At 59.8% G+C, this 22,736-nt stretch carries 24 protein-coding genes; 11 read left to right on the top strand and 13 right to left on the bottom strand.

Going from position 1 to position 22,736, the window contains the following annotated elements:
• Positions 1-4: 4 nt before the first annotated feature.
• Together AAIH70_RS07185 and AAIH70_RS07180 are read right to left on the bottom strand one after the other, a co-directional pair.
• On the bottom strand, positions 5-1,258 hold the full coding sequence (locus AAIH70_RS07185; RefSeq protein ID WP_132271509.1) for a sarcosine oxidase subunit beta family protein: 1,254 nt from the start codon (positions 1,256-1,258) through the stop codon (positions 5-7).
• A gap of 149 nt (positions 1,259-1,407) precedes the next feature.
• A complete protein-coding gene (locus tag AAIH70_RS07180) occupies positions 1,408-2,382 on the bottom strand; it encodes a zinc-binding dehydrogenase (RefSeq protein WP_430033699.1) in 975 nt (324 codons plus the stop codon).
• Between the two features lie 280 nt (positions 2,383-2,662).
• On the opposite strand from AAIH70_RS07180, the gene rpsU reads away from it, so the two are divergent.
• Positions 2,663-2,902 (top strand): 30S ribosomal protein S21, encoded by a 240-nt coding sequence (rpsU, locus tag AAIH70_RS07175; RefSeq protein WP_132271507.1) that lies wholly within the window; start codon positions 2,663-2,665, stop codon positions 2,900-2,902.
• Between the two features lie 142 nt (positions 2,903-3,044).
• On the top strand, positions 3,045-3,932 hold the full coding sequence (locus tag AAIH70_RS07170; protein ID WP_132271506.1) for a tetratricopeptide repeat protein: 888 nt from the start codon (positions 3,045-3,047) through the stop codon (positions 3,930-3,932).
• An 82-nt stretch (positions 3,933-4,014) separates the two neighbouring features.
• Here the strand turns inward: AAIH70_RS07170 and AAIH70_RS07165 are convergent, their stop codons facing one another.
• Positions 4,015-4,239, bottom strand: a complete 225-nt coding sequence (locus AAIH70_RS07165) for an aa3-type cytochrome c oxidase subunit IV (protein WP_132271505.1) — start codon at positions 4,237-4,239, stop codon at positions 4,015-4,017.
• A gap of 218 nt (positions 4,240-4,457) precedes the next feature.
• Here AAIH70_RS07165 and AAIH70_RS07160 point away from each other — a divergent pair, with 218 nt between their 5' ends.
• Together AAIH70_RS07160 and AAIH70_RS07155 are read left to right on the top strand one after the other, a co-directional pair.
• Positions 4,458-4,997, top strand: coding sequence for a TRAP transporter small permease subunit (locus AAIH70_RS07160; protein ID WP_132271504.1), 540 nt, complete (start codon positions 4,458-4,460; stop codon positions 4,995-4,997).
• A gap of 19 nt (positions 4,998-5,016) precedes the next feature.
• Positions 5,017-6,513 carry a TRAP transporter large permease gene (locus tag AAIH70_RS07155; protein WP_132271503.1) on the top strand — a complete coding sequence of 499 codons (1,497 nt, stop codon included), beginning with the start codon at positions 5,017-5,019 and terminating at the stop codon, positions 6,511-6,513.
• A 393-nt stretch (positions 6,514-6,906) separates the two neighbouring features.
• Here the strand turns inward: AAIH70_RS07155 and AAIH70_RS07150 are convergent, their stop codons facing one another.
• On the bottom strand, positions 6,907-8,013 hold the full coding sequence (locus AAIH70_RS07150) for a TRAP transporter substrate-binding protein (protein ID WP_132271502.1): 1,107 nt from the start codon (positions 8,011-8,013) through the stop codon (positions 6,907-6,909).
• A 306-nt stretch (positions 8,014-8,319) separates the two neighbouring features.
• Here AAIH70_RS07150 and AAIH70_RS07145 point away from each other — a divergent pair, with 306 nt between their 5' ends.
• Positions 8,320-9,105, top strand: a complete 786-nt coding sequence (locus tag AAIH70_RS07145) for a gamma-glutamyl-gamma-aminobutyrate hydrolase family protein (protein ID WP_132271501.1) — start codon at positions 8,320-8,322, stop codon at positions 9,103-9,105.
• Positions 9,106-9,115: 10 nt separating this feature from the next.
• Here the strand turns inward: AAIH70_RS07145 and AAIH70_RS07140 are convergent, their stop codons facing one another.
• The 4 genes from AAIH70_RS07140 to AAIH70_RS07125 form a co-directional block, all read right to left on the bottom strand.
• Positions 9,116-9,895 (bottom strand): immunity 22 family protein, encoded by a 780-nt coding sequence (locus tag AAIH70_RS07140; protein WP_132271500.1) that lies wholly within the window; start codon positions 9,893-9,895, stop codon positions 9,116-9,118.
• A 7-nt stretch (positions 9,896-9,902) separates the two neighbouring features.
• Entirely contained in the window at positions 9,903-10,868 is a 966-nt protein-coding gene (locus AAIH70_RS07135; protein WP_132271499.1) for a 2-hydroxyacid dehydrogenase, read from the bottom strand.
• A gap of 41 nt (positions 10,869-10,909) precedes the next feature.
• On the bottom strand, positions 10,910-11,929 hold the full coding sequence (locus tag AAIH70_RS07130) for a LacI family DNA-binding transcriptional regulator (protein ID WP_132271498.1): 1,020 nt from the start codon (positions 11,927-11,929) through the stop codon (positions 10,910-10,912).
• Between the two features lie 108 nt (positions 11,930-12,037).
• Positions 12,038-12,589, bottom strand: coding sequence for a MarR family winged helix-turn-helix transcriptional regulator (locus AAIH70_RS07125; protein ID WP_430033694.1), 552 nt, complete (start codon positions 12,587-12,589; stop codon positions 12,038-12,040).
• A gap of 25 nt (positions 12,590-12,614) precedes the next feature.
• Between AAIH70_RS07125 and AAIH70_RS07120 the strand changes: the two genes are divergently transcribed.
• From AAIH70_RS07120 to AAIH70_RS07100, 5 genes are all read left to right on the top strand, one after another.
• A complete protein-coding gene (locus AAIH70_RS07120; RefSeq protein ID WP_132271496.1) occupies positions 12,615-13,430 on the top strand; it encodes a creatininase family protein in 816 nt (271 codons plus the stop codon).
• Positions 13,431-13,533: 103 nt separating this feature from the next.
• Complete coding sequence (locus AAIH70_RS07115) at positions 13,534-13,872, top strand: type II toxin-antitoxin system Phd/YefM family antitoxin (protein WP_132271495.1); 339 nt, start codon at positions 13,534-13,536, stop codon at positions 13,870-13,872.
• On the top strand, positions 13,869-14,258 hold the full coding sequence (locus AAIH70_RS07110; protein WP_132271494.1) for a type II toxin-antitoxin system VapC family toxin: 390 nt from the start codon (positions 13,869-13,871) through the stop codon (positions 14,256-14,258). Before AAIH70_RS07115 ends, AAIH70_RS07110 begins: the two co-directional genes overlap by 4 nt.
• A 131-nt stretch (positions 14,259-14,389) precedes the next feature.
• Positions 14,390-15,544: a CobW family GTP-binding protein gene (locus tag AAIH70_RS07105; protein ID WP_132271493.1), complete on the top strand. Its 1,155-nt coding sequence runs from the start codon at positions 14,390-14,392 to the stop codon at positions 15,542-15,544.
• A gap of 59 nt (positions 15,545-15,603) precedes the next feature.
• Entirely contained in the window at positions 15,604-16,590 is a 987-nt protein-coding gene (locus AAIH70_RS07100) for a WD40 repeat domain-containing protein (RefSeq protein WP_132271492.1), read from the top strand.
• Positions 16,591-16,614: 24 nt separating this feature from the next.
• Here the strand turns inward: AAIH70_RS07100 and AAIH70_RS07095 are convergent, their stop codons facing one another.
• Positions 16,615-17,781: a GGDEF domain-containing protein gene (locus tag AAIH70_RS07095; protein WP_165931916.1), complete on the bottom strand. Its 1,167-nt coding sequence runs from the start codon at positions 17,779-17,781 to the stop codon at positions 16,615-16,617.
• A gap of 209 nt (positions 17,782-17,990) precedes the next feature.
• Between AAIH70_RS07095 and AAIH70_RS07090 the strand changes: the two genes are divergently transcribed.
• Positions 17,991-18,668, top strand: coding sequence for a hypothetical protein (locus AAIH70_RS07090; protein WP_132271490.1), 678 nt, complete (start codon positions 17,991-17,993; stop codon positions 18,666-18,668).
• 2 nt (positions 18,669-18,670) lie between these two features.
• On the opposite strand, the gene AAIH70_RS07085 is transcribed toward AAIH70_RS07090, so the two are convergent.
• The 4 genes from AAIH70_RS07085 to AAIH70_RS07070 form a co-directional block, all read right to left on the bottom strand.
• The gene (locus AAIH70_RS07085; RefSeq protein ID WP_132271489.1) at positions 18,671-19,684 is read right to left on the bottom strand and encodes a serine hydrolase domain-containing protein; all 1,014 of its coding nucleotides are present in this window, start codon (positions 19,682-19,684) and stop codon (positions 18,671-18,673) included.
• A 351-nt stretch (positions 19,685-20,035) separates the two neighbouring features.
• Positions 20,036-20,728 carry an OmpW/AlkL family protein gene (locus AAIH70_RS07080; RefSeq protein ID WP_132271488.1) on the bottom strand — a complete coding sequence of 231 codons (693 nt, stop codon included), beginning with the start codon at positions 20,726-20,728 and terminating at the stop codon, positions 20,036-20,038.
• 136 nt (positions 20,729-20,864) lie between these two features.
• Entirely contained in the window at positions 20,865-21,893 is a 1,029-nt protein-coding gene (locus AAIH70_RS07075; RefSeq protein WP_132271487.1) for a purine-nucleoside phosphorylase, read from the bottom strand.
• A gap of 261 nt (positions 21,894-22,154) precedes the next feature.
• Entirely contained in the window at positions 22,155-22,727 is a 573-nt protein-coding gene (locus AAIH70_RS07070) for a GNAT family N-acetyltransferase (protein ID WP_132271486.1), read from the bottom strand.
• Positions 22,728-22,736 lie beyond the last annotated feature (9 nt).

Raw genomic sequence — 22,736 nt, 5'->3', positions numbered from 1 at the left:
TTTATCAATGCGCGACGGCGGCAGCGGCCGCTTCGTCGATCAGGCGGCCGGTACGGAAACGGTCGAGGTTGAGGCCCGCAGCCAGACGATGCGGTTCGCCCTTGGCAATCAGATGCGCGAACAGGTTGGCAGATCCCGGCGTCGCCTTGAAACCGCCTGTACCCCAGCCGCAATTGACGAACAGGCCCGGCACCGGCGTCACGCCCTGGATCGGCGAACGATCCGGCGTGTTGTCGGTAATGCCGCCCCACTGGCGCATCATTTTCACGCGGCGGAAGATCGGAAACAGTTCGCAGATGGCATCGAGCGTATGCGTGATGATCTGCAGGCCGCCGGTCTGGCTATAGGAGTTGTACTGGTCGGTACCGGCGCCGATGACCAGCTCGCCCTTGTCGGACTGCGAGATATAGGCATGCACGGTGTTGGACATGACCACGCAGGGGAAGATCGGCTTCAACGGTTCGGACACCAGCGCCTGCAATGGGTTGGAATGCAACGGCACGCGTACCCCCGCCATTTCCATCACCACCGACGAATGGCCGGCAGCGGAAACGCCGATCTTCTTGGCGCCGATGAAACCCTTGGAGGTCTCGACACCCTGCACTTCGCCAGCCGGGCCGCGACGGATGTCGGTGACTTCGCAATTCTGGATGATGTGCACACCACGGTCGGCGGCTGCGCGTGCGTAACCCCAGGCGACAGCATCATGACGGGCGGTGCCACCACGGCGCTGCAGGGCTGCACCATTGATCGGGTAACGCGCCGTTTTCGAGATATCGAGAACCGGCACAAACGCCTTGGCCTGTTCCGGTGTCATCCACTCGTTGTCGATGCCGTAAAGCCGGTTGGCATTGATATGCCGCTTGAACGACTGCTGGTCGTGGATGTTGTGCGACAACATCATCACGCCGCGCGGCGAATACATGGTGTTGTAGTTGAGATCCTGGCTCAGGCCTTCCCACAATTTGAGGGAATGCTCGTAGATGTCCATGCTCTCTTCATAGAGATAGTTGGAGCGGATGATGGTGGTGTTGCGGCCGGTATTGCCGCCGCCGAGCCAGCCCTTCTCGATCACCGCGATATTGGTGATGCCATGTTCCTTGGCGAGATAATAGGCGGCTCCCAGACCATGACCGCCGGCACCGATGATGATGACATCATAAGCGGAGCGCGGTTCTGGCGAGGTCCATTGCTGGTCCCAGCCCTTATGGGCACGCATTGCCTCGCGTGCGATGGCGAAAACCGAATATCTGCGCATCTGGCCTCTCTTCTTTGCTCCACCTCAAGGGCCTTGCGGCCGCAATGACTTGGGTAGTGTCATACCCATCGCAAATCAATATGCGCCGCAATGGCTGTTTTGCGACGCATGAGAGGATTGTTTCGACACGGCGAAAAATCGATCGGCGATCAGCCCCGGATGAGAACCTTGCCCTTGCGGCCCGTTTCCCCCGCCGCAGCGGCCGCTTTCGCCACGTCCGACAGGTCGAACACGTCGGAAACGGTCAATTCCACCTCGCCCTTTGCGACACTCTCGACAATCTCGCCGATCATGCTCTTCAATTTTTCGACAGGCAGCGTCGGCGCGATCTTGGCAAGCCAGAACCCCTTGACCGTCGCCTGCTTGAAAATCATGTCGCTGGCCGAAAGCTGCATCGGCTGTCCGGACATCAGGCCGAAGGACACCAGCAGGCCGTTGTCGCCAAGCGTGGACACCAGTTCGCCCGAGGCCGGCCCACCGACACCATCGACACCGGCCTTGATCGGCGCGCCGCCGGTGATCGCTCGCACCGTCTCTCGCCAGCCTTCCTGCGTCGTCGAGACGACATCCTCGATACCCAGATCCGCAAGCTCGCTGACCGCGTCGTCGCGGCGCACGAGATTGACGACGCGGATGCCGCGCTTCTTTGCAAACATCGCCAGCGTCTTGCCAACGGCCCCATTGGCAGCGTTCTGGATCAGCCAGTCGCCCTTTTCGGCGCCGACGAAATCGAGCAATGTCAGTGCGCTGAGCGGCATGGAGATCAATTGCGCTGCAGCCGTGTCATGGATCGAGTCGGGCAGCGGCACCGCCATCGCAGCCGATGCGAGATAATAATCGGCCCATGTGCCCTTGCCCGACACAGCGACCCGCTGACCGATCTTCAGATGCGTCACGCCCTCGCCCAGCGCATCCACCGTCCCCGTCGCCTCGGTGCCGGCAACCGCCGGCAGAGCCGGCAGGCTGCCATACTTGCCCTCTATCGTCAGCAGATCATGGTTGTGGATGGCAGCCATTGCCATACGGATGCGCACTTCGCCGGGTCCCGGCTGCGGCACCGGCCTGTCTTCGATGGTCAAAACCTTCAAAGGCGTTCCGAATTGCGAATATATGGCGCTGCGCATGAAAAATCTCCAAAATGTTCAATAGTCTGGGAAGCTATTACCCGCGAACCGTCCACGGGGGACAGGTGCGTTCCTGAAAGAATATAGGGTATGGTAGCGGCTGCTGAAGCCGTTGATAACGGCGATTTTTCGCGTTAGCCCTGGTTAACATCTGGACTTTACCCCACCGCCCTGTTAAGAGCGCTGCCAAATCGCACGGTTAACGCCGCGCGCACGTAACTTTATCGCCGAAAATCCTGTCGAGGAACGGCGACACCAAACCAAAGGATCGGGATTTCTCGTGCAGGTACTAGTCCGCGACAACAACGTTGATCAGGCTCTCCGCGCTCTCAAGAAGAAGCTGCAGCGCGAAGGCGTTTTCCGCGAAATGAAGATGCGCGAAAGCTATGAAAAGCCTTCGGAAAAGCGCGTTCGCGAAAAGGCTGAAGCTGTTCGCCGCGTTCGCAAGCTGGCCCGCAAGCGCATGCAGCGCGAAGGCCTGCTGCCGCAGACCCCGCGTCCTGCGCGCCCGGCTCGCTAATCTGTCGTCTTTTCGACGTTTTCTCATGCTTAAGAGCGGCGGCGACCTCTAACGGACGCCGCCGCTTTTTGATTTCTGTCTGGATGTCCGCCGTGATTTTTTCTCGGGCCGGCGTCCCTGCTCATATGAGGACAAGCGCCTGATGGCTGCCATGACTGCCGCTCACTCCATTTCGAATGGTGTTTCGCATTCCACAGCCCGCAGGCGTCGCGGCATCGCCCCCATCGCCCTTATCCTGCTCGCCGCCAGCGCGCTGACCGCCTGCCAGTCGACCGTGACCTCGATGGACACGATCCGCGTCGATCGCGCCCAGGGCTCTGAACAGAACATCGCTTCGCTGACATCGGTCATCAACGCCAACCCGCAGGATCCGGAAGGCTACAACGTTCGTGGCTCCGCTTACGGCCGCGCCGGCGATTTCCGTCGTGCGCTTGACGATTTCAACCGCGCCCTGCAGCTCAACCCACAGTTCTATCAGGCCTATGCCAACCGCGCGCTGGTCTATCGCAACATGGGCAAGCCCGTTGAAGCAGCAAACGATTACAACGCCGCACTGCAGATCAATTCGAACTATGACGCAGCCTATATCGGCCGCGGCAACATCTATCGCCAGGCCGGCCGCACCAACGATGCCTTCAACGATTTCACCAAGGCTATCCAGCTGGAAACGACGGACGGACGCGCCTATCACGGACGCGGCCTGATCCTGCAGAGCCGTGGCCAGCACGCTCAGGCGATCGACGATTTCTCCAAGGCGATCTCGCTGTCCTCGACCTCGGCCGAACCCTATAACGGCCGCGGCGTTTCCTACGTGGCGCTGAACGACGACGAAAACGCATTCGCCGACTTCAACCACGCCATCGAACTGGATGACAAGCTCGCCGAATCCTGGGCCAACCAGGCACTGGTCTATGAGCGCCGTGGCGACAAGGCGCGTGCGGCAAAGTCCTATTCGCATGCGGCACGCCTCGATCCGAACTACAAGCCGGCCAAGGACGGCCTCGCCCGCACACGCGGCAGCGCTTCCTGAACATCTGCCGATTGAGAAATCGACATTGCGCTCGGCCCCGTATCAGCGGGGCCGAAGTCGTTTCAGGGCAATGACGTGAAACTCAGCGCAGCAGGAAAACGCCGGCGATATTGAGAACGATGAAGACGATCAGGCCGCCGAGGAAACCTCCGCCCGACAGAAACCCGACGGCCATGGCAATCAGCAGCACCACGACGGCCATGGAACCCCATTTGGATCCGGCCAGAAAACGGTCGTAAGTCTTTTCGTGTTCGCGATAATCCATCTCGGCACCGGTTTCGACCGGCCCGCTGTTATGATGTTCCATGCCCGCTCCTCCCAGATAAGCATCGGACGACCACCGCGTGTTCGCCCATCATTGATCGACTGTATTTGTCCGATGCGAACCGAACACCTGTCAAGACTACTGTGTCTTCGCCGCCGCAGCAACGAAAGTTGCATAAGCGCCGTCTTTCAATTTGACGACTGTTTTGTTACATCGCCTAAAGAGGAGAAGGATGGAAGAGGAACCATCCGGGGGGATAAATGGCGGTATTGCTTCGTTTCAGCAGCCTGGTCGACAGGCTCAGCGAGATCATAGGAAAATTTTCCGGGTATCTCGTGTTGTTTTGCTGCCTTGTCAGCGCCGGCAATGCTCTCATCCGCTATACATTCAACATCAGTTCGAATGGCTGGCTGGAAATCCAGTGGTATATGTTCGCATTCATCGTGCTTCTCGGTGCTGCCCATACGCTGCGGCTGAACGAACATGTGCGCGTCGACCTGATCTATGGGGCCGTTTCTGAAACCAAGCGGTTGTGGATCGATATCATCGGCCTCGTGGTCTTTCTCATCCCGGCCTGCGCCTATCTCGCCTGGATCTGTTTTCCGTTTTTCTGGCTGTCATGGCTGCAGGGCGAAGTCTCGTCGAATGCGGGCGGCCTCATCCGCTGGCCGGTCAAGCTGATCATCTTCGCCGGTTTCGCTCTGCTCGTATTGCAGGGCCTGTCGGAACTGGTGAAGCGCATCGCCGCGCTGATGGGCCTTGCCGCCGTCGACACGACCTACGAAAAACCGCTTCAGTAATCATACCGGGAGAGAGACGATGTTCGCTTACGGTGTGATGCCGCCCCTGATGTTCCTCGGCATGATCCTCTTCATGCTCTACGGTTTTCCCGTCGCCTTCTCATTGGCGGCGGTCGGCCTGTTCTTCGGCATACTCGGAGTGTTTACCGGCCATTTCGAGGAAGTGTTTCTGCAGGCCCTGCCCTTCCGCATCTTTGGCATCGTCTCCAACGATCTTCTGCTGGCCATTCCCTTCTTCACCTTCATGGGCGCCATCCTCGAGCGATGTGGCCTTGCGGAAGACCTGCTCGAAGGCACAGGCAAACTGTTCGGCGCCATTCCGGGCGGCCTTGCCTATGCGGTCATCGTCGTCGGCGCCATTTTGGGTGCCATCACCGGCACGGTAGCCGCCTCGGTCATCACCATGGGCGTGATATCGCTGCCGATCATGCTGAAATACGGCTACAACCCGCGTGTCGCGACCGGCGTTATCGCCGCATCCGGCACGATCACCCAGGTCATCCCGCCGTCGCTCGTGCTGATCGTTCTGGCTGACCAGCTCGGCCGGTCGGTCGGCGACATGTATCTCGGCGCCATCGGCCCCTCTATCCTGCAGGTCACGATCTTCCTGCTGTTCATTCTGGCGCTCTCCATCTTCCGTCCCAAGGACGTGCCGGCCCTGCCGCCGGAAGCGCGTGGCGAAATGAACATGGCGCTGGTCATGCGCGTGCTCTGGGGCATGATTCCCTCGATCGTGCTGATCTTTCTCGTGCTCGGCACCATCTTCCTCGGGCTTGCAACCCCAACGGAAGCCGGGGCGCTCGGTGTCGTCGGTGCCATGGGCATCGCCGCGCTGCATGGCCGCCTGACCTGGGATCTGACCAAACAGGGCATGCACACGACGATGCAGATCACCTCCATGGTGGTGTTCATCCTCGTCGGCGCCACCTGTTTCAGCCTGGTTTTCCAGGGCATGAACGGCGGCCTTTGGATCGAGCACCTGTTGTCTCACGTCCCCGGCGGCGCGATCGGTTTTCTGATCTTCGTCAACATCTTCATCTTTTTCCTGGCCTTCTTTCTCGATTTCTTCGAGATCGCCTTCATCGTCATCCCGATGCTGGTGCCGGTCGCCAATGCGCTCGGCATCGACCTGATCTGGTTCGGTGTGCTGATCTGCATCAACATGCAGACCTCGTTCATGCACCCGCCTTTCGGTTTTGCGCTGTTCTACCTGCGCTCGATCGCGCCCAAATCGGTAAAGACCAAGGACATCTATCTCGGTGCCATTCCATGGCTCGGCATGCAGCTGATCCTCGTCGCCATCGTGATCTTCTGGCCGGAATCGGTCACCTACTGGCTGGACAAGGCACCGGAAGTCGACCTCGATTCCATCAAGATCGAGATACCGGGCTTCGGCAACGGCGGCGGCAACCAGATGCCGAATTTCGGCCTGCCACCGATGGACGGCGCACCGGCACAACCGGGCGGCCTGCCGGGCATGCCGAACTTTGGCGAACCGCCAAAGATAAACCCGTAAAGGTTGCCCTTGCCGATAGAGGGTATCGGGGATATATTTGCGGAGTGAGGGCAGAGTTGGAGCTCTGCCCTCATTTACTACTTGATACGGAAGTTGATCCGGAACGCGACTGACCAGCCTGTCCGGGTCTTCCTAAAATGCAGTGTAATGCTCAGTGGTTTCCACATCGCATCACCTCCGGTTCGAGAGCAAGGCTTATGCCTAAGTCGGTGAAGCCCGTCTTCACCGACACTCCGGCTGGCCTCGGAGTATGCTGCTTCTGCTCTCCAACATTTCAACTGTATTTCATGATGTGGCGAACGCAATCGTTTGCACGCAAAAATTGTAATCGCGTTTGAAAAAATGCCCCGAGCTTTTCAGCCGGGGCATCACAGTTTCAGAGCGTGCGCGTGGTCAGAGCTTGCCGTTGCGCTGCTGGATCATCATGAACGTGTCATAGGTGTATTCCGACAGCTGCATCCAGAGGTAGCCTTCCTTCTTGAAGGCGACCTGATCCTCGTAGATCTTCTTGAACCATTCGTTCTTGGAGGAAATATCCTTGTAGACCTCCATGGCAGCGCCATAGCAGGCCTCGAGAATTTCCTGGCTGAATGGCCGCAGCACCGTGCCCTGCCCGACCAGTTGCTTGACGGCAATCGGGTTTTTCAGGTCGTATTTCGCCATCATGTTGGTATTGGCATAGGCCGCCGCATCCGTCAGCGCCGCCTGATACTGTTTCGGCAGGCTGTTCCACTTGTCGAGATTGATCAGCGCATGAATGGCCGGGCCGCCTTCCCAGAAGGCCGGATAGTAGTAATACTTGGCGACCTTGTAGAAACCGAGCTTCTGATCGTCATAGGGGCCGATCCATTCGGCGGCATCGATCGTCCCCTTCTCCAGCGCCGGATAGATGTCACCGCCGGCGATCTGCTGCGGCACCACGCCGAGCTTTTCGACGACGCGGCCAGCGAGGCCGGCAATGCGCATCTTCACGCCCTTGAGGTCGTCGACCGTATTGATCTCCTTGCGGAACCAGCCGCCCATCTGCGCACCGGTATTGCCGGCAATCATGCCGTAAAGCTTGTGGGTGGCATAAAACTCGTTGAGCAACGTGTTGCCGTTGCCCTCATAGAACCAGGCATTGGTCAGCCGCGCATTGAGGCCGAAGGGAATGGCCGTGCCGATCGCAAAGGTCGGGTCCTTGCCGACGTAATAATAGGAGCAGGTATGGCACATCTCGACCGTGCCGTTGCTCACTGCATCCGCCGCCTGCAGACCAGGCACGATTTCGCCGGCCGCATAGGTCTGGATGGTGAAATTGCCGCCGGTCGCCTCGCTCACCCGCTTGGCAATATCCTCGGCACCGCCCCAGATCGTATCCAGCGATTTCGGAAACGACGAGGTCAGGCGCCAGCTGATCTTAGGATTTTCCTGCGCGATGGCGGGTGCCGCCAGAACGCTTGCGGCAGCAGCGCCCGCCCCCGTGGCAGCCGCTTTTTTGAAGAATGCACGACGATCCATGTTCACCTCCCAGTGAGCTTCACGTTGAACCGGACCACGGGCCTCTCTCCAATCCCGCGACCGTATATGAAACAACCATGACGTTTGATCACTGGCAAGCGTGGCATCTGTATTTTCGAATGCAGGAACAGCCGCAGCACATGAGACTTTCGTCTTAGACGTCGCCGCACATTGCTTGGCGTCGACACACATGTGCCCGAATAGACTTTGCCCGGTACGGCGACCAAGGTTGCATCGGCGCGCTTGACTTCCATCCGTGAGCAGCGCCAAAAGGCTGATCCAGACCAGCCTTTCGGAGCCTCTCGCATGCCCAAGCCGATCGTTGCCATTCCCGCCGATATCAAGGAGATCGAAGGCGCTTTGTGGCATGCCACGCCCAACCAGTATGCCAAGGCAGCACTTCAGGTGGCCGGGGCCATGCCGATCATCGTACCCGCCTTCGAGGACGGTAACGATATCGATAGCCTGCTCGACCGCGTCGATGGCGTGCTGATTTCGGGCGCCGCCAGCAATGTACACCCGTCCCGCTATGGCCTTGAGGCAACGGACAAGGATGGCCCGTTCGATCTGGCCCGCGACGCCACCTCGCTAGAGCTGATCCGCCGCGCCATCGCTCGTGGCATTCCGCTTCTCGCCATCTGCCGCGGCATCCAGGAACTGAACGTCGCGCTCGGCGGCACGCTGGCCAGCGAAATCCAGGAGGAAGAAGGTATCTGGGATCACCGCAAGCCGGAACATGCCGATCGCGACGTGATGTATTCGATCCGCCAACCGGTTTTCGTCAGGGAAGGCTCCTGCATCGCCAATTATCTCGGCATGGCCGGCGAGGTGCAGGTGAACTCGCTGCACCGGCAGGCGATCGCCAGGACCGCACCGAGCCTGCAGGTCGAGGCAACGGCGGCAGACGGCACGATCGAGGCCGTCTCGGTCATCGATGCGAAAAATTTTGCCGTCGGCGTGCAATGGCATCCGGAATATTGGGCAGCTGTCGATCAGCCGTCACGCCAGCTTTTTGAAGCATTTGGTGATGCCGTACGGGATTATGCGGCGGGAAAAACCGCAGCGCCTGTGCGTAACCTCGCGGCAGAATAAGGCCCGGCCGTCAGGATCGGACGGGATGGTTGATCTCACCGATATAGCGCAAGCGGATATCGGTGAGCGCCAGATCACGCGGCTGGCGGATCTGCCGGCGATCGCCGAACTGCGGATCGCGATCGACGCCGAACATCACGAAGACATTGATGTCGGCAAGTTCCTCGGCAGATAGCGTGTCACGCAGAACCGGCGCCCATGCCTCGACCCAGGAATGTCCGGCAAAACGGCTTTCCAGATCGTCGCCCGGTTTTGCAAATCCGTATTCGAGAAAGTCGTGATCGTAGGACGGCTGACCCATCGCCTCCGCGAAGCCAGATAGAGCCATATGCTCCGGCGTATCCTCGCGTTCGGCATTGTCGTCCGAATAATAGCCGTCTCGCTCGGCCATCAGCGCGTGTAGCGCGCCTTCATTGGCGGCGTGGCCGATCCACATCTGCTGCGTCAGTTGGCTGGCCGGGCCGGGCTCGGAGGGGCCGATAGGAGTTCGCGCTATTTCCGTAAAATCGAGGAACCGCGAAACGCCCAGCAAGGTCCGCCACCACACCGGTGCAACCGCATGCAGCGACAGAACAAGGACATGCTCCGGCGGCAGAGCCATGCGCCGCGAAAAGCCGCGCCCGTCCGAGGCAGTGACGATGATCGTCGCATCACCCGGCTCGCACAGCGCAGCCTTCGTCTCACCCGCCTCGATATCGAACAGCGTCCTGTTGTCGATCGCGACGGTCAGCCGACCCCATGCCTCGCCGATATCAGGCGCTCGTCTGATCTGCAGCTTGCATCGGCTCATCGGGCACTCACCCCTTGACCGGTGTTTCCGGCACCGGCGCCAGCACCTTCTTATGATCGAACCACTGAATCAGGTTATCGACCACCAGATCGGCCATGGCATTGCGTGTCGGCACCGAGGCGGAGGCGACATGCGGCAGCAGTGACGCATTGTCGAGATCGAGGAAATCGGCGGCCGTGGTCGGTTCCTGGTAAAACACGTCGAGGCCGGCAGCGGCGATGGTGCCGTTGCGCAGCGCGGCAGCCAGCGCCTCTTCATCGACGCTCGATCCGCGGCCGACATTGATGAACACGCCGTTGGGGCCGAGTGCGGAGAGGATGTCGGCATTGATGATCTTGTGGGTGGCGGCCGTGCCGGGCACGATGCAGATCAGCGTATCGACCGCTTCCGCCATCTCCTTCAGCGAGGAAAAATGTGTGTAGGGCACATCCGTGCGGGCGGTGCGGGTGTGATAGCTGATCTTCAGCTTGAAGGCTTCCAACCGCTGGGCAATTTCCAGGCCGATTCGGCCAAGCCCCAGCAGGCCGACATGGCGGCCTTTCAGCGACAGCGGCGACAGCGTAAACGGCCCTTCCGCCTTCCAGCGACCGCTGCGCAACCAGTCCTCGGCCAACGGCAGGCGACGCACGGTGTTGAGCAGCAGGCCGATGGTCGTATCGGCCACTTCGTCGTTCAAAACATCGGGCGTGTGGGTGACGACAATGCCTTTGCTAGCCGCGTATGTCGCATCGACACCATCATAACCGACACCGAAATTCGAGACGATTTCAAGGTTCGGCAGCTTGTCCATCCACGGCTTTTGCAGCGTGCCGAACAGGGCGACGGCGCGCACCTTTGCGCGGGTCTCTTCATCCAGCTCCAGTTCGCCGCCCTGGCCCGCCACCTTCACCACGTCAAAACTTTTCTCCAACCGCTCCAGAACACGCGGATGAATACGTCCGGGAATGAGGACGGTGACGGGCTTGTCGGTCATGCTCTTTTTCCTGTGCTGATCTCTAAAAGGTGGGATGCGACTCAGCGCGGGCGATACAGGCCCGTCGACTGGCGGATACGCATTTCCGGCTTGATGAGATGGATGCCATCCGGCTCGTGGCTGCCGGCAAGGCGATCGAGAAGCGCGCGTGCCGCCAGACGGCCGACTTCGGCCTGCTGGTTGGATACCGTGGTGAGTGCCGGTACGGAGATGGAAGCCTGTTCGAGGTCATCGTAACCGGTGACGGAAATATCCTGCCCCACCACGAGTCCGGCACGGGCAATGCCATTCATCAGGCCGATGGCGACAAGATCGTTCCAGCAGACGGCAGCCGTCGGCTTCTGCGGCAGCGACAGAAAATTCACCGCCGCCTCGAAACCGCCCTGCATGGAGCGCGGGCCGGGAATGCGCAGTTCGGGATCGACCTCGATACCGGCCTTGCGCAGAGCGTTGACATAACCCTGATAACGGTCGCGACCGGTCGATGTCTGGTCGGTGCCGCCGATCATGGCGATGCTTTTGTGGCCAAGCCCGATCAGGTGATTGGTGGCGAGCGAAATGCCGTAGCTGTCGTCGCCGCGATAGGTCGGCAGCGCCGTGCCTTCCAGCGAGCGGGCCACGAGGATCAGCGGCATGCCGTTGGTTTCCGCCAGTCGCACATCCTCGATCGGCGTGCCGATGGCCGGCGACATGATGACGCCATCACCGCCGAGCTGCAGCAGCGTTTCGATGAAATTGCGCTGCTTTTCGACCGAATCGTAATGGTTGGAAAGAATGAAGGTCTGGCGATTGCGGTCGAGTTCGGTCTCGATGGCTTTGAGGATTTCGCCGTAGAACGGGTTCATGATGTCATGCACCACGACGCCGATAATGCCGGAGCGCGAGGTGCGCAGGCTGGCGGCACGGCGGTTATAGATATAACCGAGCGCGCGCGCCTGTTCCTTGATCTTTTCGCGGGTATCGGTGGCCACCAGCGGGCTGTCACGAAGGGCAAGGGAAATGGTTGCCGTCGAAAGCCCGAGGCTTTCGGCGATCGTCGACAGCTTGATCTTTTGGGCCACAAGTCCTCCGGGGTGAGACGCACCAAACGGAGGCGCAATCGGGATTTAAATTATTAAAACAATTTAATTCCGTTTCGCAAGCTTTGAAACGCGGTTTGCCTGCGACTTTCAGTCTTCGCCCGGCTGCAGGTTTTCATCCACCGTCCGCAACAGCTTGATCAGCGTCTTGACCTCCTTGTCGGACAGGCCCTTCGCCGCCAGCGCACCGCAACCGGCTGTCGAACGCTCGATCTGTTCCACGCTCTTGCGCCCGAGTTCGGTCAGATGCACCTTGGCAAGACGACCGTCGCTGTCATCGGAACGGCGCTCCAGAAACCCCTGTGCTTCCATTCGGCCGATCGTGCGCGTCATGGTCGGCGCCTTGACGCCCAGCTTGTCGGCCAGATGCCCCGGCGTCAGGCCATCCTCTTCGGCGAGCAGCATGATGACACCGTCCTGTCCCGCATAAAGCCCGCTTTCCGACAGCATGTGGCTGAGCGCTGTGCGCATGGAACGCGCGGCCTGGGTGATCGCCGGAGCGATATCGACGGCCTCATAGGCGCCCTTCTTCTTGCCGGTCTTGTTCTTCTTCTCGGCTTTTTTCTTGCTCATGCTCTCACCCGTCTTTGCCGTGGCGGCTTTGCCATGGAGATGCCTTCCCGGTATACGAAGCACATCCATAGCGAAAGCCGGGAACCATCACCAGATGCCCAATGTCGAGACGACGTCCGCCAGCCATCCCGCCCGTCATTTTGCCATCAACGATCCAGACCTTGCTCCAGAGGACCGCAGTACCTGGATCGCCGTTCTGCCGCTTGGCGCCCACGAACAGCACGGCCCGCACCTGCCGTTCGAAACCGATTCGCTGATTGCCGAAGGCCTTGTCGAGCGCATTATCCCGCAATTGCCGCGAACCCTGCCCGTAACGTTCCTGCCGGTCGAGCCGGTCGGTTACTCGATAGAGCACATGGATGTGACGGGCACAAAAACGCTTGGCTTTGCCGAAGCGGTCGAACGCTGGCTCGGCATTGCCGAAATGCTGCATGGGCAGGGCATCCGCAAATTGGTGATGCTGAACGCCCATGGCGGCAACTCGCCGCTGCTGACGATCGTCGCCACCGAGGCCCGCGTGCGTTTCGACATGCTGGCAGTGGCGACCAGCTGGACACGTTTCGGCCAGCCCGATGGCTGGATCAAGCCGGAAGACAAGGCACTCGACATTCATGGCGGAGACATCGAGACCTCGGTCATGCTGGCGCTGTGGCCGGATCGTGTGGACATGGCGAAGGCGGAACGATTTGGCTCGCGACAGGCGGATTTCGCGCGCGATTACAGGCACCTGCGCGCCTATGGGCCGCATGCCTTCGGCTGGAAGATGCGCGACCTCAATGACAAGGGCGTGGCGGGCGATGCGAGCGCTGCCACGGCCGAGCGTGGAGAGCAGCTGGTGGCGCATGCGGTGGCGGGGTTTATCGAATTGCTGGAGGATGTGGCGCGGTTTGATGTGGCAAGCTTGAATTAGCAACCTGCGCCACCAACGTAAAATCTGCAAAGCTCGGACGCTTGCCGCAGAAATCGCAATGCCTCATACTGCCGGAAGTTGTGATCGCCCAAAGGAGGCGGACATGCGCATATCCATTGCCGAAGCCCAAAATCAGCTTGAAGAATTGGTGAGGCGTGCCGAGCAGGGCGAAGAGGTTATCCTGACCCAGCCCGGCCTGCCATCCGCACGGCTGTCAATTGTGCATGCAGCAGCTGAAACGTCGCTCCAATCCTACGATGCCGTCGCCGAACTGGCAAAAGTTGGTCCTCTGACACCCAGACGTGAGCCTCTGAGCGCTGAAGAAAAGAGAAAAGTTTTCGAAAGAATTCGCAGGCGCGCATCTGAAAGAAACTCTTTTGATGATACCGATGCCGCGCATAGTCAGGATTTTCTTTATGATGAATTCGGTTTGCCCAAATGATCGTCATCGACTCGTCGGCAATTATCGCAATAGCAGCCAACGAGCCGATGGCGCGCGACCGTGAAAAGGTCTTGGCAACAGAGAAAGTGGTCCTTATTTCTGCAGGCACATTTGCAGAGGTCCTGATCGTGTCCGCCCGACGTAAACTTGTTCAGGATGTCAGCGATCTTCTGAATAGCGTTATTACTAAGACCATAGACGTGACGCCGTTTCGTGCCCAACGTGCAGCCGCCGCCTACTCCCGATGGGGCAAAGGCTTCCATCCCGCATCGCTCAATTTCGGTGATTGTTTTGCCTATGCCACGGCGCAGGAATTCGACTGCCCTCTGCTCTTCATCGGTGACGACTTTGCCCGCACAGACATCAAGCCGGCCATCGCCGCCTGATCATCCCCCCACCGTCATCTTATAACATTAAACCCTTTGAACTCGCTGCCGCTTGCTCTTATATGGGGCGGACCGGATGTCCGGGTCCCAAAATTCCGCGCGATAGCGCCACAAGATCTCTCGAGGTTTCCATGACCGAAGCAGCCACCGCAAAGCCCGTTCCCGTTACCGTGCTGACCGGCTATCTCGGCGCCGGCAAGACGACGCTCCTCAATCGCATCCTCTCCGAAAGCCACGGCAAGAAATATGCCGTCATCGTCAACGAATTCGGCGAAATCGGCATCGACAACGACCTGATCGTCGAGTCGGATGAAGAAATCTATGAAATGAACAATGGCTGCGTCTGCTGCACCGTGCGCGGCGACCTGATCCGTGTCGTCGAAGGCCTGATGCGCCGCCCCGGCCGTTTCGATGGCATCATCGTCGAAACCACCGGCCTTGCCGATCCGGTCCCGGTCGCTCAGACCTTCTTCATGGACGATGACGTGCGCGCCAAGACCGAGCTCGATGCCGTCATCGCTCTCGTCGATGCAAAGCACCTGCCGCTGCGTCTGAAGGACAGCCGCGAAGCCGAAGATCAGATCGCCTTTGCCGATGTCGTCGTCATCAACAAGACAGACCTCGTGACGCCGGAAGAACTGGCCGTCATCGAAGAAATCGTGCGCGCCATCAACCCGACCGCTCGCGTCTACAAGGCCACCCGTTCGGGTGTCGATCTGGCTCGTGTGCTCGATCAGGGCGCCTTCAACCTTGAGCGCGCGCTGGAAAACGATCCGCATTTCCTCGAGCACGGCCATGAAGACCATGTCTGCGGGCCTGACTGCGATCACGATCACGGCCATCATCATCATGATCACCACGATCACGACCACACCTGCGGTCCCGATTGCGGCCACGATCATCATGACCACAAGCATGATCATGGTCACGACCATCACCACCATTCGCCGGGCGCCGTTTCGGCCATCCATGACCTGACGGTGAAGTCGATTTCGCTGCGCGGCGGCGAGATGAACGCGGAGCGTTTCTTCCCCTGGATCCAGAAGATCACCCAGACAGAAGGCCCCAACATTCTCCGTCTCAAGGGCATCATCGCCTTCAAGGGTGACGAGGAGCGTTATGTGGTTCAGGGCGTGCACATGATCGTCGAAGGCGATCACCAGCGTCCGTGGAAAGATGGCGAAAAGCGCGAAAGCCGCCTCGTCTTCATCGGCCGCGATCTCGATTTCGCCAAGATCGAGCAGAGTTTCCTTGCCTGCCAGGCGACGAAAAAGACACCGGCCTGATAGCCGATACCGACCAAGCGGTCACTTACGAAATCCATGCGTGAAAGAAATGCCTGACAATGCCGACCGTTGCACCGCTTGATCTTGAAGGCCATGTCGTCGGGGTTCACTTCCTCGGCGACACCCCGTTCTTCGCCACCGCCGCCGGCACGATCCACCGCCTCGATGGCGGCGAAAAGGTGGATGAAGCCCATCAGGGCCTTCTCACCTTCGTTCGTGATCCTTTCAGCAATACGCTGCTGACGGGCGGCGAAGACGGCAAGGTTTTGCGCATTGCAGCCGACGGCTCGACCACGCTGGTGGCCGAAGCGCCGCGCAAGTGGATCAATGTCGTTGCCGGAGGCCCGCAGAACGCGGTCGCATACGCTTACGGCAAGTCGAGCTTCGTCAAGCTTGCTGATGGCACAACCAGGGAATTCACCGAGGAACGCAGCGTCGAGGCGATTGCGTTCGCGCCGAAAGGCATGCGCATCGCAGCGGCCCGTTACAACGGCGTGTCGATGCACTGGGTCGGCACCAATGCGCCGGCGCAGGATCTGGAATGGAAGGGCGCCCATACCGGCGTCATCTTCTCGCCGGATGGCCGTTTCCTCGTCACCATGATGGTTGAAAACGCTCTTCACGGCTGGAAGCTCGATGGCAAGGCGGGTGATGCCCGCCACATGCGCATGACCGGTTATCCGGCGAAGGTGAAATCGCTGTCCTGGTCACCCAAGGGCAAGTGGCTGGCCTCTTCCGGTGCGCCTGCCGCCATCGTCTGGCCGTTTGCCGGCAAGGATGGCCCGATGGGCAAGGCGCCGCAGGAACTGGGCACCCGCGCCAATATCATGGTCACGCAGGTTGCCTTCCATCCGGCCGAAGAGGTGCTCGCCATCGGCTATATCGACGGCATGATTCTGGGTGTGCGAATGTCCGATGGCAAGGAAGCGCTGTTGCGCCGTCCCGGCAAGGGCGGCATTACCGGCTTCAGCTGGAGCAGTGATGGCAAGCGGCTGGCCTTTGCCTCCGATGCCGGCGATTGCGGCGTCATCGACATCTCGGCCTGATCCCTCCGTCAGGCGGCTTGGTCGTCAGGCCGCCTGCAATTCTCCGACGAAAACATCGACACCGTCGCGGCCATCGCGTTTGCGACGGTACAGCGCCTGATCGGCCTTGTGCAGGATCGCTTCCAGCGTTTCCGGCTCCGTTGTCTGGCCGGTTGCCACACCAATGCTCAGCGTCGGCCTTGTGCTGCACTCCGTGGCCAGACCTGCTGTCGTGGTCGAAAATGCCTTGCGCATGTTTTGGGCCAGAGCGGCCGCCTCTTCCTGTGAAAGCCCCGGCAGCACGACGACGAACTCATCACCGCCATGACGCGCCACAAGGTCGCCGGGCCGGGTTACGGCATGTGCTGCAAATGCAAAGGCTTTCAGAACATCATCGCCCACTGCATGGCCGCAGCTATCGTTGAGCTGCTTGAAGTTATCGATATCGATCAGCAGCACGCCCAGCGGCTGGCGCGGCAACTCGCCAAAAGCACGGCTCATTCCGGCCCGATTGAGTACCCCTGTCAGCGCATCGTGATAGGCCGCACTCTGCAACTGCAGCTGCGTGCGTTCGGTCGCCATCATCATGATCACCATGCAGCGCAGCGTCAAAAGCAGCATCGCCACAAGCCCAAGTGCTGCATGCGTCTGGTCGCCATTGTGGAAAAGCGGCCCATCTCCCAGGCTGCCCCACCAGCCCATCATGGCGCGGGCCCCATAGAGCGTTGCCGTCAGCGCAAACAGACCGGAGGCAAGCTCTGCCGAGTACAATTTTTCCTCGCGCGCCAGCCGACGCGCTTCCCAGGCAACCGCCATATCAAAAAGGGCGCAGACGGCGGATGAGAACACGATGCGCGGCATCGAATGGGCAGGATCCGTGAAGACCGTAAAATAGGGAAGGCTCGGCAACCCGGCCATAAGAAGGACGATCCATGGGCTGGTCTTGCGTCCGGCAAATTCGCGGATCGCCACCGGCAACAGCGCGCAACCGACGATCGTCATCGTGTTTCCGACCGAAATCGACAGAAAATCCGGGGCAATTTCCCGCAACACGATCAGGCATGACGCCAACCCAAGCAGGATATTATTGACGCTCCACCATGCCAGCCAGCGCCCAAAGCGGCCGGTAAAAAAAGCGGCGCCCTGCACGCAGCCCAAAACCACACAGGCAAGCGCGGTCATCGCGTAAATCGTCCGCAGATCGAATGCCATCCCCATCACCCCATCGTCCGGCGCGAAGTCTAGACAACCTCTCCTTTATAAATGATGAGCAAGATTCCCCTAATGCGAGCATTAGTCTGCTGTTTGTTCAGTCTCGCGGCTAGTTCGTTTTTGCAGCTATGCATTTTTTCGACTGATTGCGATATGACGCCCGAACCGGCATAAGGCGGGTAACGGAAAGACCGCGTGCGGAGAAAACGATGATCCCCTGGATAGTGCTTGATACGGCCAAGGTGCCAGACGGTCGTGACGAACTGCGCCTGAAACAGCGCGGCTCCGAATTCTCCATCATGCTCGGCAGCAACGAATTGATGAACAGTCGCCTCAGCGGCTCCGAAGAGGCACTGGCCAAACTCTCCTGGGAGAAGATCAAGGGGCGGCCAAAGCCCAAAATGCTGATTGGCGGACTGGGCATGGGTTTTACCTTGCGCGCAGCGCTGAAGGAACTGCCGCAAGACGCGCAGATCACCGTCGTCGAACTGGTGCCGGCTGTGGTGGCATGGGCGCGTGGCCCGATGGCGGAGGTTTATGGCGACTGCCTGTCCGACCCGCGCGTGACGATCGAGGAAGACGATGTCGCCAGCTTCATCAAGGCCGGCTCGCAGGCATGGGATGCCATCCTGCTTGATGTCGATAACGGCCCGGAAGCGCTGACGCGCGATGAAAACGACCGCATCTACGACCAGCGTGGCCTGCGCGCCGCCAGAACGTCTCTGACGCCCGGCGGTGTGCTCTCGGTCTGGTCGTCGGCACCCGATACAAAATTCACCCGCCGCCTGCAGGGCTGCGGTTTTACAGTCGAGGAAGCCCGCGTGCATGCCAATGGCCGCGGTAAGGGCGGCGGCGCACGCCACATGATCTGGCTTGCGACGGCCTGATCTCAGGCCGAGCGCACGGCGCCGATGATATTGCCGAGCAACGCATGCAGATCGTCGCGATAACCGTTGCGTGCCGACGGGCCGCTTTCATTCGAGGTCATTATTACCGTCATCTGCAGCGACGGCACGATATAGACCATCTGGCCGCCATAACCCCAGCCGAACCAGACATTTTCGCCGCCGATAGTGCGGTTGAACCAGCCGTAGCCATAACCATCGCCGGAAAAGCGCGAGTTTGTGCGCACCTGCCATGAGGTGGCGATCCAGTCCGCCGGGATCACCTGCCGTCCCTCCGCTGTCTTGCCGCCATTGCGGTATAGCTCGCCAAAAGCCATCAGCGACCGCGCCGTCATCGCCATCTGGTTACCGCCAAGATAGATGCCCTGCGGATCACGCTCCCACGAACCGATGCGGAAATCATCCACCGGCGCGAACCACTCGCGCGCCAGTTCCAGCGTCGACTTGCGCCCCACACGTGTCAGGATGGCGGAAAGCAGATGCGTCGAAGCGGTGGAATAGAGCATGGCCCCGCCCGGATCCCCGTCGAATGGTTCCGACAGCGCAAACCGCACCCAGTTACCGCTCGACACCCAGCGCCCGTAATTCGGCCCCGACATGCGCGACAGCCCGGCCTGCATGGAGAGAAGATTGCCGATGGTGACTTCGGAAAGCCGCGGATCAGGATCGGATGGCAGGGCAGATTTGAGGATCGGTGCGATCTTCTGATCCGGCCCGTCCAGCAGCTTCTTGCCGATCGCGATACCGATCATGGCGGAGATGATCGATTTCGACGCCGACTTGATATTGGTGGAGCCATTGAGGGAATTGCCATTGAAAGCACGCTCGACGAGCAGTTTGCCCTCACGGTTTACCAAAACGACCTTCAGCGGAGACAGGTTCGACGCATTGTCGAGCACCGCCTTCAGGCCGGTACCGGCTGGTGCACCCTGCGCAAACGCTTGCGCGGCAGGGATGAGGAACGGCAGCGAAATGAGAGCGGAGCGACGTGTAAGCATTCAGCAAAGCTAGAGCAGCGGCTGGGCAGCGTCATGGCAAAGCAGCGGGATTCACGGCAAGGTGAAAGGCTGTGACGACCGAAAATGAAAACCCCGCCCCAACATCATGTCAGGACGGGGCTTCAGGGCATCATGCCCAAGTGTCCCCACGAGGACACAACATATTTGTACTTTCGAAAATATGATTACAAGTCGAATAAATGTCAAACGGTCGTGAACATCTTTTTTCTGCTCAGCAGAACGCAAAACACGAGGCCACCTTTCGGCGCCCCGTGTTCGATATTTTCAGAAAGAAAGTGGCCGGCGCCGCCTCCGTTGCGCCGGCCGGCCTCCTACCGGTTTGTTCTCGCGTCAGAACCGGTAGGTGACACCTGCGCCGATCAGCCACGGATCGATCTTGGCCTTGCCGGACAGCGGGCCGAGCGTATCGTGGGTGGCGGTCCATTCGGTTTCGAGGAAGATCTTCTTCACATCGAAGTTCAGGCCCCAATGCTCGTCGAACATGTAGTCGAAACCAACCTGCAGGACGGCGCCGAAATCGTCTTCAACGTCGACGTTGGAGAAGGCGCCCCTGTCTGACTGGTTATAGAAAAACGAGTAGTTCACACCGGCACCGACATAGGGCTTGAACGCGCCGAAATCGGTGAAGTGGTACTGCAGCATAAGCGATGGCGGCAGCAGCCACGTCTTGCCCACATCCAGATCGCCGAGCGCACCGGTGGTGTTGATCTTGGCATAGGTCGTGCCGAGGATCAGTTCGGCGGCAAAATTTTCGGTGAAGAAATAGGTGATGTCCAGCTCGGGAACGACCGTGTCGCTATATTCGAGACCGACACCCGACACACCGTTTACGGAACCTTCGTCTTCGGTAATGACGCCCAGCGCGCGAACGCGGATCTGCCACGGGCTTTTGGCCGACAGCGCATCATACGCAACGGGTGCGGCCTGCGGCGCCGCGAGATCGGCAGCAGCGGCGCCCATCGCGAAAAATGCAACGCTTGCGCCAGCCAGACAGCTGAGAACCCGTGCTCGATTGATGTTCATGTCCCTCTCCTTCAAATCAATGATGATCAAGGATTAGGCGCATGCGACAGAGTGACGTTTGATCCGGATCAAACACACGGGCGCGGCGCACCGACTGCGGCTAAAAAGTCACAGTCGGCGCTGCTTGCGGACATGATCAGTTGGCGGGAACGCCCTTCTGCCAGACAGACCAATCGGCAATGACGGCATCGGCAAACTTGGAACCCACCCGGTAGGCATTGACGGTGGATGGCATGAAACCGCCGGACTTGGCACTCAGCGATTCGGCCGCCGTCTTGTCTTCCGGCTCACGGTCGAAATTCGACGCGGTGCGCAGAACCGCAATGCGGTGGAATTGCAGAAGCCCGGCATCGCCACCGCGCTTCAAGGCCGTCAGCGTGGCATTGTCTTCCATCTGCGTCGTGCAGTAATTGCCCTTGCCCTCGGTCATCAGCGATACCCAGTCACCCATGCCCTCGGCGATCTTGGTGCCGTGCCAATAGGTGTCGGTGGACAGCGTATCGCAAATGCTGACGATGGGTGCTGCACTACCCGGCTCACCCTTTTTGTAGGCGGCACGATAGGCCTTCGAATCGTCGTTGTCGGAAAGCTCGGTATCCTTGCTCAGCGCAAACGCCCTCTGCAGCAGCGGCTCGTTCAGCTGGTAAACTTCGGTGCCCGAACCCCAGCTGGCCTTTTCGCCGGGCTTTTTTGCACCCAGCGCCACAACGCCATTCGGCCATTCTGCCGGCACCTGGCGCGGGTCGATTTCGTGACGCAGGCCACCGTCGATCACATACCGTGCCCAATGCGCGGACCCCAGCGTACCATCGCTCGGATCGACACCGGCAATGCCAGCAATCAGAAAATAGGTGTCCTTCAGATCGAATTTTTGGCTATAGACCAGCGCCGAAACCGAACTTGCAGCATTGGCAAACCCCATGGCGGTCGTCATGACGCAGAGCCCGGCCGCATCGCAGGCAATTTCGGGATATTCCTTGGAAAGGCCCGGAACCGCGACCTTGGTCTCCAGCTTGCGCCCGGTCAGCCACGGCTTCGCTTCGCCACCGAACATGGTGATGACCATGACCTTTGGCGCAATCGGCTCGGCCGCCGCGACCGGCAGCGCCGCCAATGTCATCGAAGCGGCAAAAACGGATGTGGTGAAAAATGCAGGAATACGCATGAACCCCTCTTATGATTTTGAAAAAATTGAACCCGAGGATGGGTCAGATCTTTTCAATCGATCATCAGGAGCAGGGTCAAGCGCCAAAACAAAACACCCCGCCTCCCTTTCAGGAGACGGGGTCGGGCAGGATCGGAGATACGCAAAGCTGAGAAGCCCCCCTCTTTCGAAGGATGTGCCGCCACACCGGCTTCCCTGTCTCATGTCACCATGCGCGAAGCCCGAAAGGCTGAACACCGCCGGTCTTCACTGTGACACGTGTCAGGCCAGCTTGCGTCCACTCGCCACGATCATGCCAGCGGCATCATCCAGCCAGCCGGCCTTCAGCTCCAGCGCCAGAAAACGGGCGCGATCGCAGGGGCCGGGCATGACAAGATGCCGGGTCTTTTCGGCCAGGAAGCCGAATTTCTGGTAATAGGGCGCATCACCGACAAGGATGATGGCGCCATGGCCACGCTTGCCGGCTTCCGAGATGGCGGCACGCATCAGTGCTGCACCAATACCCTTGCCTTCGCGGGCCGGATCGACGGCGAGCGGGCCAAGCAGCAGCGCATCGACCGGCGTACCATCGGCGGCAACGCCGGCCTCGATGTTCCACAGACGCACCGTGCCGATGACATGGCCGCTCGTATCGCGGGCAACCAGCGCCAGGCCTTCGGCCGGCAGACGGTTGTTGCGGATCTTTTCCGACGACTTCTTGCGGCGATCGGTGCCCATGGCGCGATCAAGCAGGTTTTCGCGGGCCACGATATCGGCCGCATTTTCAGCGGCGATCGTGAAGGATTTGGATTTCGGCGCAAGGAATGCGCGTACAGAATCAAGAACAGCGGCCATCTTGGCCTC

The sequence above is a fragment of the Neorhizobium sp. BT27B genome (assembly GCF_050455485.1).
Classification (GTDB): Bacteria; Pseudomonadota; Alphaproteobacteria; order Rhizobiales; family Rhizobiaceae; genus Neorhizobium.
This window is presented reverse-complemented; position numbering and strand designations above follow the sequence as displayed.

Excerpts from the sequence above, each read along its gene's own strand:
- AAIH70_RS07080 (WP_132271488.1), bottom strand. The coding sequence starts at position 20,728 with ATGAACATCAATCGAGCACGGGTTCTCAGCTGTCTGGCTGGCGCAAGC.
- AAIH70_RS07100 (WP_132271492.1), top strand. The coding sequence starts at position 15,604 with ATGCCGACCGTTGCACCGCTTGATCTTGAAGGCCATGTCGTCGGGGTT.
- AAIH70_RS07140 (WP_132271500.1), bottom strand. The coding sequence starts at position 9,895 with ATGAGCCGATGCAAGCTGCAGATCAGACGAGCGCCTGATATCGGCGAG.
- AAIH70_RS07110 (WP_132271494.1), top strand. The coding sequence starts at position 13,869 with ATGATCGTCATCGACTCGTCGGCAATTATCGCAATAGCAGCCAACGAG.
- AAIH70_RS07095 (WP_165931916.1), bottom strand. The coding sequence starts at position 17,781 with ATGGCATTCGATCTGCGGACGATTTACGCGATGACCGCGCTTGCCTGT.
- AAIH70_RS07165 (WP_132271505.1), bottom strand. The coding sequence starts at position 4,239 with ATGGAACATCATAACAGCGGGCCGGTCGAAACCGGTGCCGAGATGGAT.
- AAIH70_RS07115 (WP_132271495.1), top strand. The coding sequence starts at position 13,534 with ATGCGCATATCCATTGCCGAAGCCCAAAATCAGCTTGAAGAATTGGTG.
- AAIH70_RS07105 (WP_132271493.1), top strand. The coding sequence starts at position 14,390 with ATGACCGAAGCAGCCACCGCAAAGCCCGTTCCCGTTACCGTGCTGACC.
- AAIH70_RS07145 (WP_132271501.1), top strand. The coding sequence starts at position 8,320 with ATGCCCAAGCCGATCGTTGCCATTCCCGCCGATATCAAGGAGATCGAA.
- AAIH70_RS07170 (WP_132271506.1), top strand. The coding sequence starts at position 3,045 with ATGGCTGCCATGACTGCCGCTCACTCCATTTCGAATGGTGTTTCGCAT.
- AAIH70_RS07075 (WP_132271487.1), bottom strand. The coding sequence starts at position 21,893 with ATGCGTATTCCTGCATTTTTCACCACATCCGTTTTTGCCGCTTCGATG.
- AAIH70_RS07085 (WP_132271489.1), bottom strand. The coding sequence starts at position 19,684 with ATGCTTACACGTCGCTCCGCTCTCATTTCGCTGCCGTTCCTCATCCCT.
- AAIH70_RS07070 (WP_132271486.1), bottom strand. The coding sequence starts at position 22,727 with ATGGCCGCTGTTCTTGATTCTGTACGCGCATTCCTTGCGCCGAAATCC.
- AAIH70_RS07150 (WP_132271502.1), bottom strand. The coding sequence starts at position 8,013 with ATGGATCGTCGTGCATTCTTCAAAAAAGCGGCTGCCACGGGGGCGGGC.
- AAIH70_RS07090 (WP_132271490.1), top strand. The coding sequence starts at position 17,991 with ATGATCCCCTGGATAGTGCTTGATACGGCCAAGGTGCCAGACGGTCGT.
- AAIH70_RS07125 (WP_430033694.1), bottom strand. The coding sequence starts at position 12,589 with ATGGATGTGCTTCGTATACCGGGAAGGCATCTCCATGGCAAAGCCGCC.
- AAIH70_RS07135 (WP_132271499.1), bottom strand. The coding sequence starts at position 10,868 with ATGACCGACAAGCCCGTCACCGTCCTCATTCCCGGACGTATTCATCCG.
- AAIH70_RS07185 (WP_132271509.1), bottom strand. The coding sequence starts at position 1,258 with ATGCGCAGATATTCGGTTTTCGCCATCGCACGCGAGGCAATGCGTGCC.
- AAIH70_RS07180 (WP_430033699.1), bottom strand. The coding sequence starts at position 2,382 with ATGCGCAGCGCCATATATTCGCAATTCGGAACGCCTTTGAAGGTTTTG.
- AAIH70_RS07160 (WP_132271504.1), top strand. The coding sequence starts at position 4,458 with ATGGCGGTATTGCTTCGTTTCAGCAGCCTGGTCGACAGGCTCAGCGAG.
- AAIH70_RS07120 (WP_132271496.1), top strand. The coding sequence starts at position 12,615 with ATGCCCAATGTCGAGACGACGTCCGCCAGCCATCCCGCCCGTCATTTT.
- AAIH70_RS07155 (WP_132271503.1), top strand. The coding sequence starts at position 5,017 with ATGTTCGCTTACGGTGTGATGCCGCCCCTGATGTTCCTCGGCATGATC.